Below are 12,631 nucleotides of genomic sequence, written 5' to 3'. Positions count from 1 at the left end.
CGCTCAACCCGCGGTCGGCGCCGGGTACAGGATTTTGTAGCTGCCATCCTTCTGGATTTCGAACGCGACGAACGGGCTGCCAGTGCGCTCGCCCTTCGCATTCCAGGCGAACGTTCCGGTCAACCCCTGGAATGATTTTATCCCGTGCAGATAGGCTTCGAGTTTGGCCGGCTTGACCGACTTTGTCGCCGCGATCGCTTGCATGACCGCACGCATACCGTCGGCATTGGTCAGAGTGAACACCGAAGGCGGCAGTGAACCGTATTTTGCCTTGTAGGCAGCGACGAATTCCTTGGCGACCGGATAGGGCAGATCCGCTGGCGCCGGCACATTGATGATCACCGACCCCGCCGCTGCCGCGCCTGCAATCTTGGCGAAGGCAACGTTCTGATTGGCATCCCCACCGACAAACACCGCTTTCATCCCCAGCTGCGCCATTTGCGCGCGGATCAATCCGCCATCGGAATAATAGCCCGAAAAATACAGAACATCCGGCTGCATGGCCTTCAGCTTGGTCAGCACCGGCGAAAAATTCTGCGACCCCGCGTTGATGAAGGATTTGTCGACCACATCGCCATGGTCGGCCTTGACGTCTTTCACCACCGCATCCGCGAGCCCGGTCGCGAAACTCGAATGGTCGGTCAGCACCGCGATCTTCGTGAAATGCCGCACATCCACCAGATAATGCGCGGTGAACTTCGCTTCCGCCGAATTCGGCGCCGCATTGCCGAACCAGGTCTTGTAGCCGTGTTTGAGCAACTCGTTGCTCGTCCCGTCCGAGGTCTGGATTACATCCGCCCGTGCATAGATCGGCTGTGCTGCGAGCGCTGCGCCGCTGGTATATGAGCCGATCACCGCAATCACATGATCGTTCATCAGTTGCCGCGCACAGATCGCCGCCTGCGCCGCCTCTCCCTGATCGTCACAGGCGATCACCTCGATCTTGCGGCCGAGCAGCCCGCCCTTGGCATTCTGCTCCGCGGCGAGCAGCTTCACCGCCCGCTCGATTCCCTGGCCTTCATCGGCATAGGTGCCGGTGATCGGCGCCTGGACACCGATTTTGATCGGCGGGGCAGCCTGAGCGGTTACGCCACCCGCAAGCAGACCCAATGCCACGCCGGCGCCAATTCTCGCTTTTCTGATCATCTGAAGTCTCCCGTTTGAATTCCGTGTCACCTGAGTGACAGGATCACCCTACACCACGCGCTGCGGACGACCACATCATTTCAGAACAATTTGATTGGCGAGTGATGCGACGGCGATGACACCCGACCGCGCCACTTGACCTTACTACCATGGGAACCTTTACCCAGCAGCCTATGGAACTCAATGTGTTGAATGCCTTTTCTCGTAGAAGCCTCATCGCCAGTGCCGGCGCTGCGGCGATGACTCCACCTCTGATCGCCCATGCTGACAGTGCCGGACCGGGCAAGCGGCTCGTTGCCGGCTCCCGCACACTGGATGTTGACGGTCGCTTGGCGACGGTATTCGGTCTGACCGGCCCGGACGGCAAGCCTGGCATTACATTGGCACCGGGGGAGCGCTTCAGGGTTGATCTAGTCAACCAGACCAGTTTCAGAACCATCATCCACTGGCACGGTCAATTGCCGCCCTGGGAACAGGACGGTTTTCCCTGGAAGGAGTCGCCGCCGATCGGCTCCGGGATGACTAAATCCTATGATTATGCGCCGATTCCAGGCACGTTCTGGATGCATTCGCACCAGGGGATGCAGGAACAGTCGCTGATGGCGGCACCGTTGATCGTGCATAGCGCAGCCGATCTACGGGCAGATCATCAGGAAATCGTTCTATTCCTGCATGATTTCAGTTTTCGGAGTCCCGACGTACTGCTGGCCGGCCTCACCGGCCAATCCCCTCACGCGGTTCATATGATGGCTCGCGAGATCGAGAATCTGCCAACCGATTCTGCATGGGAAGGCCGTGCCGCGTCCGCCTCCACAGGTGGCGGCATGGGATCGATGAGCATGGGGTCGATGGGCGGCGGTATGGCGATGGGTTCCGGCATGGACCTCAATGACATCGCCTATGACGCGTTTCTCGCAAATGACCGCACCTTGACCGATCCTGCAACAATCGCGGTGGCTCGGAACGGCCGTGTGCGGTTGCGATTGATCAATGGCTCGTCGTCAAGCCAGTTCTGGGTTGATTTCGGTGGCTTGACTGGTACCGTCATCGCGGCCGACGGTCACGCGGTTCATCCGGTGCGGGCGAGGCATGTGCCGCTCGCGATTGCGCAACGGCTCGATGTGTTGCTCGAGGTGCCGCCCGGCAACGCCGTACCGGTGCTCGCAACGCTGGAGGGGAGCCGGCGCCGCACCGGCATTGTGCTGGTACCGCCGCGTGCGCGAGTCGAACGTATCGCCGAAACGGCGCCAACAATTGCACCGGCCATTGATAATCGCCTTGAACGGCGCCTGAGTGCAACTCAAGGTTTGGCACCCCGCCGCGCCGATTTGTTGCATCGGGTGGTGCTCTCGGGTCGCATGAAGCCCTACGCCTGGTCGCTCAACGGTGAATTTTGGCCGAAGGTGACGCCGCTGATGCTGATCGCCGGCCAGCGCGTCGTGATTGAATTGGTCAACCACTCGATGATGGCGCATCCGATGCATCTGCATGGCCACAAGTTCCAGGTTGTGGCGATCAACGCCAGGCCGCTCAAGGGTGCCGTGCGCGATACGATTCTGGTTCCCCCGATGGGCAGCGTCCGATTGGCGCTCGACGCCGACAACCCCGGTCGCTGGCCGTTTCATTGCCACAACCTTTATCATATGATGACCGGCATGATGACCGAGTTCCGCTATCAGGGGGTCACCGTGTGACCGCGCTAAAGTCATTCTGCGAGACCCTGCATCGTTGATCGGGCGGTTGGTTTTTCCGGCACCAGGCATTATGTGCACTGCATCAATGAATTTATGGAGTTCCTGCATATGTCACTTCGCCTTGGCGACGCCGCCCCCGATTTCGAACAGGACAGTTCGGCCGGCCGCATCAAATTCTATGATTATCTCGGCGATTCCTGGGGTATCCTATTTAGCCACCCGGCCGACTACACGCCGGTCTGCACTACCGAGCTTGGTGTTGTCGCCCGGCTGATGCCGGAGTGGACCAAACGTAATGTGAAGCCGGTCGGCCTGTCGGTCGATACCGGAGAGAATCATACTGGCTGGGCCAAGGACATCGAGGAAACGCAGGGTCAGAAGGTCGATTTCCCGATCATCGCCGATCATGATCACAAAGTCAGTAAACTCTATGACATGATCCACCCGAACGCGAGTGACACGGCGACGGTGCGTTCGGTGTTCATCATAGACCCGGCCAAGAAAATCCGATTGATTCTGACCTACCCGATGGCGACCGGTCGCAATTTCGACGAAATTCTGCGCGTCATCGATTCGTTGCAACTAACCGATTCCGATAAAGTCGCCACCCCGGCGAACTGGAAAGACGGTCAGGACGTTATTATTGTCACATCGGTTTCTGATGATGAGGCGCGCAAGCGCTACCCGGACGGGTTCAAGACGCTGAAGCCCTACTTGCGCATGGTCAAACAGCCGAAACTGCCCAGCGCCGGCTGATCGATCCCTCTATCTGTCATAAAAGCTTCATCGGACTGTCATAACCATGGCATGATAGGAGGCTAAGGAGCGTGTCTATGAGTAAAGAGACGCTCCTTTTCCCCTGTTTCCGCAAGACGGAGCGTTATCATGCCTGAAGCCGTGGCTCGCCTTGAGCCGATCTCCTTTGCCCCGAGCGCCGCGCCACGGATTTCGATTCGTGGACTTGATTTTTACTACGGCGCAACCCAGGCGCTGAAATCAGTGTCGATCGACCTTCCTGATCGCCAGACCACGGCGATGATCGGCCCTTCAGGCTGTGGTAAGTCTACCCTTCTGCGCGTGCTCAACCGGATGTATGATCTTTATCCCGGTCAACGTGCTGAAGGCGAAGCATTTCTCGATGGTGAAAACATCATCGCTCCTGGCACCGACATCAACCGTCTGCGCCGCCGGATTGGGATGGTATTTCAGAAGCCAACACCGTTCCCGAAGTCGATCTATGAAAACGTTGCATTTGGTGTGCGTCTGCATGAGCGTTTGTCGCGCCAGGCGATGGATGAGCGGGTGGAAACCTCGCTGATCCGAGCGGCTCTTTGGAATGAGGTCAAGGACAAGTTGAATGGCTCTGCCCTGTCACTCTCGGGTGGTCAGCAACAACGTTTATGCATCGCGCGCACCATTGCGGTGCGGCCTCAGGTTATTCTGCTCGATGAACCGACCAGTGCACTCGATCCGATCTCAACCCTCAAGATTGAGGAATTGATCGAGGAGCTCAAACGTGATTTCACCATCATCATTGTCACGCACAACATGCAACAGGCGGCCCGCTGTGCCGATCGGGTGGCGTTTTTCTATCTCGGTGAAATGATCGAGGTCGCTGATGCGACGCAGATGTTCACATCGCCAAGCGAACGCCGCACCCAAGAATACATCACCGGCCGGTTCGGTTGAGGAGCGTCAGTATGCCAGATGAATCGCGCCATATCCTGAGTAGTTTTGAAACCGATCTGGGTCGTCTGCGCGACATGGTCGCCGTGATGGGAGGACTCGTCGAAACCGAATTGGCTGACGCGACCGCCGCCCTGCTCTCACGCGACGCCGTGCTGGCGTCGCGTGTTGTGGATTTCGACGCCAGGGTCGATGCCGAAGAGCGCGCGATTGAACAGGCGGCCATTCGTGTGCTCGCGCTGCGTCAGCCGGTCGCCGATGACCTGCGGCACGTCGTCGCTGCTTTGAAAGTTACGACCGACCTGGAACGAATTGGCGATTACGCCGCCAATGTCGCCAAACGGACTCTGATCCTCAACCAGTCCACACCCGCCTATCCGCTGACCAGCCTCGCACAGATGTCACGATTGGTGCAGGAAAATCTGAAGACCACGATCGATGCGTTCGGGGAAGCCGACCCCCAGAAAGCCATGGCGGTCTGGCGTGCGGATCAGATGATCGATGACCTTTATACCACGATCTTTCGCGAGTTGATCACCTACATGATGGAAGATCCGCGCAATATAACGGCATGTACGCATCTGCTGTTCATTGCGAAAAACCTCGAGCGGATCGGCGATCACGCCACCAACGTCGCCGAACTCACCTACTACGCCGCCACAGGCGAAACCCTACCCGATACGCGCCCGAAGGGTGATCTCTCGGCCACCTATATGCCGCATCACGACACTTGATGGAGGTGCCCCCCATGCTGGAGCTTTCGATGAACGACTCCAACAAGCCGCTTGTCCTTGTCGTCGAGGACGAAGCGCCACTCGTTACCCTGTTGCGCTACAACCTTGAAAAAAGCGGTTTTCGCGTGGATGAGGCCGGTGATGGGAACGAGGCGCTCACCAAGATTACCGAAACCCCACCTGATCTAATCCTTCTCGACTGGATGCTGCCCACACTTTCCGGCATCGAGCTGTGCCGTCAGTTACGCCGCCGCCCTGCCACGCGCGGCCTTCCGGTGATCATGCTCACTGCCCGCGCCGAAGATCAGGATATGGTTCGCGGCTTGGAAACGGGTGCCGATGACTATATCACCAAGCCGTTCTCCCCCGAGGCGCTGATCGCCCGAATCCGCGCCCTGCTTCGCCGCACCGGCGCCGCCCCGGCAAAGACGCCGCTTCTGTTTCATGACATGGAACTCGACCCCACCACCCATAAAGTAACCCGCGCTGGCAAGGTGCTGCACCTCGGTCCGACCGAATTCCGGTTGCTCGAGTTCTTTATGCGCCATCCGCGTCGCGTGTTCTCGCGCGAAGATGTGCTCAACGCTGTGTGGGGTCGGGATATTCATGTCGAACCCCGCACCGTGGATGTCCACATCCGCCGCTTGCGCAAAGCGATCAATGGTGAAGGCGACCTCGACTTGGTCCGCACGGTGCGTGCCGCCGGATACGCTCTCGACACCGATCTGGTTGCGGCATAGGACACCGGCCCGATTGGTTGTCAGGATCGGGACGGAATCCTGACAACCGGTCTTGGGTTCCACTCACGGGCAACTCAGGCCAAGCGAGCCGTTACAAATCCTCGATCGAGCGAGCGGCTTGATCGATCGTGTCAGCGATCCGGCGCGCCACATCCGGGGTCGTCAATCCAGCGGCAAGCTTTAGGCGCAACGTGGTTTTCAAATTCTCCAATGCCCGCAGTACCGGAAGCGCTGGCTCCTGCGCCTGAGCTTGTGCGATCCGCGCGAGGATCGCATCGACCGCGACTTGGTTTTCCGCCAGAGCTGTCGCACCGATCGGGGTGATGGTGAACCGTTTGCGTGCACCTTCGGTTTCGCCGATGATCTGTCCGATTTCCTCGAGCATTGTCAACGTCGGATACACGACGCCGGGACTCGGCGCATAGGCACCTCCGGCAAGATCCTCGATCGCCTTGATAATTTCATATCCATGGCGTGGCTTTTCAGCGATCAAGTGTAAAACCAGCATGCGCAGGTCGCCGTGCTCCAATAGACGTCGCAACCGCCCATCGCGCCCGAACCGGCCACCGCCGCCACCGAACTGGCCATGCCCGCCGGCGCGTCCACCTCGGCCTGATCCGCCTCGACCCGACCCGCCACCATAACCCGACCCTGCTCCGTCGCCTGGTCCGACGGTAAAGCGGCGCATGCCGCATGCTTCACCATAACGCCCGGGCCCGGCAGTCCCAATCCATCTGAACATCGACATGACATTGACCTCCTGAATAATCGATAGTTTTTAGTTATATCTAAATACAATCTATGTCAACGGCCGCGACGTGTCTGGAGAGAAAAAATCTACTCGACCAACCACAGGCGATCGCCGGATCCTCATTCAGTCTGCTATAATGGAAGGACGTCCAACCAAGGAACACGATCCAGATGTTCAATCGCCATTCTGTAACGGCCATTTTGACGGCGGCATTGTTCAGCGTCGCTAACGCGTCTGCCGCAACGACGTCCGCCGCCAAAGCGTCTACGGCAAAAACCGCTACCGCCAACATTAGTGCGATGCGCGCTGCCGTTGCCAGAGGGGCGAAGCTGTTCAAAACCGAACGCTTCGGCAGCACCCGTATTTGGGTGCCGGACATGGCGTTCCACAACAAGCCCGTCACCTGCGAGACATGCCATACCAACGGCGGTACGACGATTGGCATTACGCCAGCTGGTGAGCATTTGCCGAGCCTGATTGGCAGTGCCGCGGATTTTCCCCGCTATAATCCCAAGAAACACACGATTTTCACCCTACAACGCCAACTGGTTCATTGCATCCGCGCTGGACTTGGCGGCACTGCCCCCGCTTATGACAGCCCCGCTATGATCGATCTTGAAGTCTATCTGATCTCCTTGTCGAAACGCACCCCGATCGGAAAGAACGTTCCATCAGCCGATTAGCTTCTGGTGACGATCGAGTGCGCCCCGCAGGGGGGCGGTTTTAGAGCGATATGCGATTAAGTTGACGCGGCAGCGGCAACATAATCGCATGAAATCGCTCGAAAAAACATAGAGCTAGAGCGTTAAGCTGAAAGCATAACGCTCTAGTCGCGTATCGCTTCCGCCACCCGTAGCACACGCAGGAAATTGCCCCCCCAGATTTTCGATAGAGCCGCTTCGTCATAGCCGCGCCGGATCAATTCATCCGTCAGACCCGGTGTCTGACCGGCATGCATATAGCCGGCGACGCCGCCGCCACCGTCAAAATCGGTGCCGATGCCGACATGGTCGATCCCGATCCGTCTGGTGACATAGTCGACATGATCGGCGATCGCGCTCACTCCGATATCCGACGGTTTGGCTCCACGCTTGAGAAATGCGGAAACCATGGTGATTTGCACGACACCCCCGGTGTCTCGCAGAGCGTCGAGTTGCTCGTCATCGAGATTGCGGGGATGATCGCATAGGGCGCGGGCGCAGGAATGGGTTGCCACCACCGGAGCGCGCGACAGGGCGACCGCCTGCATCATGCTGGATTTCGCGGCGTGGCTCACATCGACCAAAATACCGAGCTGGTTCATCCGCACTACCGCCTTTCGTCCCAGTGGCGAGAGCCCGCCGTGTTCGGCTGGCCCATCCCCCAGATCAGCACGGGGAATCGCGGCATCGGCAAGGGCATTGTGCCCATTATGGGTCAGCGTCATATAACGTACGCCGCGGGTGGCAAAATCATCGAGCACGGCAAGACCGCCGCCAAGCGCCGTGCCGTTTTCCACCGCTGGAATGACTGCAAATTTCCGATCACGATAGGCGGCCTCGATGGCATCGGCGGTATGCGCCAGCATCGCGCCCTCGGCCCGGCCCATTGCGGCGATCGCATCGAGCATTCCGAGCGCGCGGGCACGCGCCTCCTCATTACCGGCAGAGTCGCGCCGGCCTTGGGGGACGTAGGCGGCGAAGCACACCGCTCCCACGCCGCCGCGCCGTACCTTGGGCAGGTCGACGCAGCGCGGCCCTTCGATCGTGAATTCAGGGCCGTTGGGCCACGGGATATCGACATGGGTATCAATAATGAGGAGACGCTCGTGGAGTTCATGTGCCATGCGCAACCCTCGCTGCACAAAGGGCTCGCGGTCAAGCCCTGATGTTGGACGTTGATCAATCGAAATGCGTGTTTAAATATTCGATATCTGCTACATATGATTCATAGGGGATAGATCGAACCACCCCATTAACCAGGAGACACAGTATGACCCGCAATGAAGGTACCATTGATCGCGCGATCCGCGTCACGGTCGGTGCATTATTGATCATCGGGGCCGCGACCGGCACGATCGGGATTTGGGGCTACATTGGCATCGTACCCGTGATAACCGGCGCTCTCGGCTATTGCCCGGCCTATTCGCTGATCGGTCTCAATACCTGCCCAATGAACAAAAGGGGATAATTCGATATCAACCCAGCCCGAGCGCCTGATATAGGCGCAGGCTGGGTGGCCAGGCACTTGCGATCGCGCCATGAAATACGAGAAACAACACGATCAGCCCGGTTACAGCCGCAACCGAACCGCCCCACAGGACGCGATCCCGATGCTGTGCAGCCGACACCCTGCCTTTGACGGCTAAAGGGGACGAGTCTGATGCTGTGATCCGAGGTGTGACGTGGATCGGCAGGGTCGGCACGTCAGGTTCAGGTTCCCGATCGGTATCCGCGGGCGTGGATGCCGCTTCGGTCTTGGGCTCAGATCTGGCCCCGGGTTGCGTTTCAGTTGGGGACGGTTCGAACGGCTCTGAGGTCGATACCGTATCGTCGGACGTTGGGAGCATTTCGACGGGATCGATTGCCTCTGTCGCCGTTGCTTCCCATTCCGCACCGCATTGCGCGCAATGAACGCGAGCCGGCAATTTTATGGCCACGTTCGGCGGCAATTCATAGCGCGTAGCGCAGGCCGGGCAGGTGATTTGCATGATCGATCGAATGACATTTTCGCTGCCTCCATGCAACCGAGGCTGACGGGCGCTTGCCCTAGCGCCTCGGATCGCGGCATTGAAGCGGAACATGATCCGTTTTTCCCATGTCAGTCTGAACTATCACCGCGCCACCGCTGGCGGATCTGATGCCGTGGCGCTCGATGGAATTGATTTTGACATTCCGGATGGCGGATTTCGCTGGCTTACCGGACCTTCCGGCGCCGGGAAGACTAGTCTGCTTCGGCTGATGTATCTGGCAACCAAGCCTACAACCGGCCGAATCGAGTTGCTCGATACCGATACCGCGACGCTCGATCGGCGTGCCACCGCCCTTCTGCGACGACGAATCGGGGTTGTCTATCAGGATTTCCGGCTGCTGCGCCATCTCACTGCCTATGATAACGTCGCTTTGCCACTGCGTCTGGCCCGTCGGAAGGAAGTACAGGTACGCGCCGATGTTACCGAACTACTGCGGTGGGTTGGTCTCGCTGGACGGCTGGACCACCGTCCCGATGAACTCTCTGGTGGAGAGCAGCAACGCGTCGCGATCGCTCGTGCCGTGATCACGCGACCGGCGTTGCTGCTGGCCGACGAACCAACCGGTAACCTCGATGATGATCAGGCCGAACGATTGATGCATCTGATCCGCTCGCTCAACCGAATGGGTACCACCATTATCGTGGCCACCCATAACACCGGTCTGGTCGCGCGCCACCCGGCGCCATCGCTAGAGCTGCTCGATGGCCGGCTGGTGCGACATGGCTAAGCGCCACGCCTCGCGCGCCGATCGGATCGGGTTACGCGCTGCGATGGCGGACCGGCTGCTGCCGTTCATGGTCGCGGCGATGAGCTTCCTTGCAGCCCTTTCCCTGGCTGGCAGCATCGCCGCCGGTGCTCTGGCATCCCACTGGCTGAGCGGCGCGCAGGGATTGATGACGATTGAAGTACCGAATCCGATTACGCCCGTTGCTGCCAACGGCCCACTCCGCCAGGATGCGGTGCTGACCCTGCTCCAGGCAACGAATGGATTAAGTGATGCCCATCTGCTCTCTCACTCTGATCTCGCGACCCTGCTGAAACCCTGGCTCGGTACCACCGCGGCCGATGGCACCCTGCCGATCGCATTGCCTGCGGTGATCGTGGTGCATGCATCATCACCGGCTATGGACGCTACCACGCTCGGTATCCGACTTGCCAGAGTCGTTCCGGGAACCATCGTCGATTCCGGCGCTCGCTGGGCCGATCGACTTGCGGCGTTGACCACAAGCCTGCGTGCCTCGGCCGCCGCTGTGCTGCTGATCGTAGCTCTGGTCGCTGCCTCGGTAGTCGCTGTTGCAGTGCGTGCCGGGCTGTCGCAACGGCGTGAGGCGATCGAGATCATCCACGGTCTAGGCGCTCTTGATGCAGACATCGCCAACCAGTTCGCCCTGCGCGCCATGCGTCTCGCCGCGAGCGGCGGCTTGATGGGCGGTATCGTGGCGCTACCTGTGCTGGCGTGGCTGGGTCTGCTGTCATCCAGTTTCATCGCGAGCGCGCCGGCAGTCCTTCCGAGTTTGATCACCGCCCTGCCACCGGTCCTTTGGGCGTCACCAGTGATGTTCACCATCGCCACTGCCGCGATCGGCTGGCTCGCCGCACAAATCACGGTGCGGGGCTGGCTCAAGCGGTTGACATGAAGCGAGGATGACGGGCTCGATGGGCCTCGGATGGGGCCTCAAGCCACGCCGGCGGCGCCAGCGGGGCGCATGGCTGCGGCGTTTGCTCAGCTTGACGGTGGTCTGCTGTTTGCTCTGGCTGGTTGGATTCGGTTGGTTCCTCGCCATCGTCGCCGGTGAACGACCAATCACGCCGATGCCCCGTGCCGATGGTATTGTGGTGCTGACCGGCGGGGCCGACCGGGTCAAAGCCGGGTTGGAATTGCTGGTTGCCGGTGCTGCACCCCGGTTGCTGATCTCGGGTGCCGGGGTTGGCACCTATCTGGGTGATTTCACCCCGCGCGACGGCATCAACGCCACAGCTGAGGCCGCATCGATCAGTCTGGGCCACCGGGCCACAACCACGCGAGGCAATGCGCGCGAGACTGCGCGATGGGTGGTCCGTCACGCCATGACCTCGTTGATCGTGGTCACTGCTGATTATCATATGCCGCGCGCTCTGCTGGAGCTACATCGCCAGATGCCGGGGGTCACCTTGCTGGCTGAGCCAGTGCGCCCACCCGCGATGGCGCATCTGGATCGCTGGCGCTCGCTGCGGCTGCTCGCTGCGGAGTTTGGCAAATACGTGCTGGTCCGCTTCCGGCTCGGTGGCTTCGCGGCGCATCATATCGAGGCGCATCTGTGATGTTTATGTTTGGATCGCTCCTGTTTCACCTGTTCATCATAGTTTCTGCCGTTAGCGCTGGAGTTGTCGCACTAGCACTCAACCGCTTCGCCCCGGCCCGACTGCTACCGTTCGGCCAAGCCTGGGCGCGACTAGCACTGACCATGCTGCGCGTACTCTGCGGCATCAATATCGTGGTCGAAGGATTAGAAAACCTGCCGCCAGGCGGGGTGATACTGGCCGCACAACACCAATCGGCGTTCGATACATTGGTCTGGTTCACCCTTCTCGGGCGCCCCAGCTATGTGATGAAACAGGAACTCCGTCGTCTTCCTGTTATCGGAGGCCTTCTAGAGCCGGCCGGGCAGATCGCGATCGACCGTACCGGCGGGGCGCGGGCTCTGCGTTTGCTCATCGAACAGGTGCGTGCGGCAGGAGCCAATGGCCGGCAGATCATTATTTTCCCTGAAGGAACCCGCGTCGCACCGGGTCAGGTTGCGCAGCTGCAGCCTGGTATCGTTGCAATCGCCCGGGCAACCGGACTGCCGGTGCTGCCGGTCGCGACCGATTCCGGGCGTTACTGGCCGCGTGATGCGATCCGCAAGCGGCCCGGTACCATCCGGATCAAAATCTACCCGCCGCTCGCTCACGGACTTGATCGCATTGAAATGCTGGCGGCATTGCACGAAGCGTTTTATGAGCGCGGCGTCGGTGGATAAGTTTGTGGACAAGTGTTGGAACTGGCTGAGTCCGAAAATAACTAACGTCGCCGACTGTTTTGATTTTTTATCAATTGGCCTCGAGATTACCCTTTGACCCAACTTCGGCACTTTTCCCTTCATAGGCATCAAAAAACCGCAGAATTCTGA

Annotated in this window: 16 protein-coding genes; 11 read left to right on the top strand and 5 right to left on the bottom strand. The window is 59.6% G+C overall.

All coding sequences use genetic code 11. The features are described 5' to 3' along the window. Positions 1 to 3 precede the first annotated feature (3 nt). A complete protein-coding gene (locus ACP5E6_RS02670; protein WP_427951302.1) occupies positions 4 to 1,146 on the bottom strand; it encodes a branched-chain amino acid ABC transporter substrate-binding protein in 1,143 nt (380 codons plus the stop codon). Between the two features lie 239 nt (positions 1,147 to 1,385). Here ACP5E6_RS02670 and ACP5E6_RS02665 point away from each other — a divergent pair, with 239 nt between their 5' ends. The 5 genes from ACP5E6_RS02665 (at position 1,386) to phoB (ending at position 6,000) form a co-directional block, all read left to right on the top strand. Next, on the top strand, positions 1,386 to 2,840 hold the full coding sequence (locus tag ACP5E6_RS02665) for a multicopper oxidase family protein (protein WP_427951299.1): 1,455 nt from the start codon (positions 1,386 to 1,388) through the stop codon (positions 2,838 to 2,840). 108 nt (positions 2,841 to 2,948) lie between these two features. Next, positions 2,949 to 3,596 carry a peroxiredoxin gene (locus ACP5E6_RS02660; RefSeq protein ID WP_427951296.1) on the top strand — a complete coding sequence of 216 codons (648 nt, stop codon included), beginning with the start codon at positions 2,949 to 2,951 and terminating at the stop codon, positions 3,594 to 3,596. Positions 3,597 to 3,725: 129 nt separating this feature from the next. After that, entirely contained in the window at positions 3,726 to 4,529 is an 804-nt protein-coding gene (pstB, locus tag ACP5E6_RS02655) for a phosphate ABC transporter ATP-binding protein PstB (RefSeq protein ID WP_427951294.1), read from the top strand. An 11-nt stretch (positions 4,530 to 4,540) separates the two neighbouring features. After that, complete coding sequence (gene phoU, locus ACP5E6_RS02650; RefSeq protein ID WP_427951292.1) at positions 4,541 to 5,260, top strand: phosphate signaling complex protein PhoU; 720 nt, start codon at positions 4,541 to 4,543, stop codon at positions 5,258 to 5,260. A 29-nt stretch (positions 5,261 to 5,289) separates the two neighbouring features. Next, complete coding sequence (gene phoB / locus ACP5E6_RS02645; protein WP_427951413.1) at positions 5,290 to 6,000, top strand: phosphate regulon transcriptional regulator PhoB; 711 nt, start codon at positions 5,290 to 5,292, stop codon at positions 5,998 to 6,000. 91 nt (positions 6,001 to 6,091) lie between these two features. Here the strand turns inward: phoB and ACP5E6_RS02640 are convergent, their stop codons facing one another. Both ACP5E6_RS02640 and ACP5E6_RS02635 read right to left on the bottom strand, forming a co-directional pair. Continuing rightward, complete coding sequence (locus ACP5E6_RS02640; RefSeq protein ID WP_427951289.1) at positions 6,092 to 6,508, bottom strand: PadR family transcriptional regulator; 417 nt, start codon at positions 6,506 to 6,508, stop codon at positions 6,092 to 6,094. Further along, complete coding sequence (locus tag ACP5E6_RS02635) at positions 6,490 to 6,642, bottom strand: hypothetical protein (protein WP_427951286.1); 153 nt, start codon at positions 6,640 to 6,642, stop codon at positions 6,490 to 6,492. Before ACP5E6_RS02635 ends, ACP5E6_RS02640 begins: the two co-directional genes overlap by 19 nt. A gap of 279 nt (positions 6,643 to 6,921) precedes the next feature. On the opposite strand from ACP5E6_RS02635, the gene ACP5E6_RS02630 reads away from it, so the two are divergent. Then, a complete protein-coding gene (locus ACP5E6_RS02630) occupies positions 6,922 to 7,434 on the top strand; it encodes a cytochrome C (protein ID WP_427951283.1) in 513 nt (170 codons plus the stop codon). 143 nt (positions 7,435 to 7,577) lie between these two features. Here ACP5E6_RS02630 and ACP5E6_RS02625 read toward each other — a convergent pair whose 3' ends face one another. Continuing rightward, positions 7,578 to 8,576, bottom strand: a complete 999-nt coding sequence (locus tag ACP5E6_RS02625; protein ID WP_427951281.1) for a dipeptidase — start codon at positions 8,574 to 8,576, stop codon at positions 7,578 to 7,580. 146 nt (positions 8,577 to 8,722) lie between these two features. Between ACP5E6_RS02625 and ACP5E6_RS02620 the strand changes: the two genes are divergently transcribed. After that, on the top strand, positions 8,723 to 8,920 hold the full coding sequence (locus tag ACP5E6_RS02620; RefSeq protein WP_427951278.1) for a YgaP family membrane protein: 198 nt from the start codon (positions 8,723 to 8,725) through the stop codon (positions 8,918 to 8,920). Between the two features lie 7 nt (positions 8,921 to 8,927). On the opposite strand, the gene ACP5E6_RS02615 is transcribed toward ACP5E6_RS02620, so the two are convergent. Continuing rightward, complete coding sequence (locus ACP5E6_RS02615) at positions 8,928 to 9,533, bottom strand: zinc-ribbon domain-containing protein (protein ID WP_427951276.1); 606 nt, start codon at positions 9,531 to 9,533, stop codon at positions 8,928 to 8,930. On the opposite strand from ACP5E6_RS02615, the gene ACP5E6_RS02610 reads away from it, so the two are divergent. From ACP5E6_RS02610 to ACP5E6_RS02595, 4 genes are read left to right on the top strand one after another with little or no spacing between them, the layout of a single operon-like run. Then, complete coding sequence (locus ACP5E6_RS02610) at positions 9,532 to 10,209, top strand: cell division ATP-binding protein FtsE (RefSeq protein WP_427951273.1); 678 nt, start codon at positions 9,532 to 9,534, stop codon at positions 10,207 to 10,209. The genes ACP5E6_RS02615 and ACP5E6_RS02610 overlap by 2 nt on opposite strands. Then, on the top strand, positions 10,202 to 11,119 hold the full coding sequence (locus ACP5E6_RS02605; RefSeq protein ID WP_427951270.1) for a cell division protein FtsX: 918 nt from the start codon (positions 10,202 to 10,204) through the stop codon (positions 11,117 to 11,119). Before ACP5E6_RS02610 ends, ACP5E6_RS02605 begins: the two co-directional genes overlap by 8 nt. Before the next feature lie 7 nt (positions 11,120 to 11,126). After that, positions 11,127 to 11,783, top strand: a complete 657-nt coding sequence (locus ACP5E6_RS02600; protein WP_427951267.1) for a YdcF family protein — start codon at positions 11,127 to 11,129, stop codon at positions 11,781 to 11,783. Continuing rightward, positions 11,783 to 12,481, top strand: a complete 699-nt coding sequence (locus ACP5E6_RS02595) for a lysophospholipid acyltransferase family protein (RefSeq protein WP_427951264.1) — start codon at positions 11,783 to 11,785, stop codon at positions 12,479 to 12,481. Before ACP5E6_RS02600 ends, ACP5E6_RS02595 begins: the two co-directional genes overlap by 1 nt. Positions 12,482 to 12,631: the final 150 nt, after the last annotated feature.

This window comes from Acidiphilium sp., from assembly GCF_049977125.1.
Taxonomy (GTDB): Bacteria; Pseudomonadota; Alphaproteobacteria; order Acetobacterales; family Acetobacteraceae; genus Acidiphilium.
Note: the sequence above shows the minus strand (reverse complement) of the source record. Positions and strands in the feature narration are given on the sequence as shown.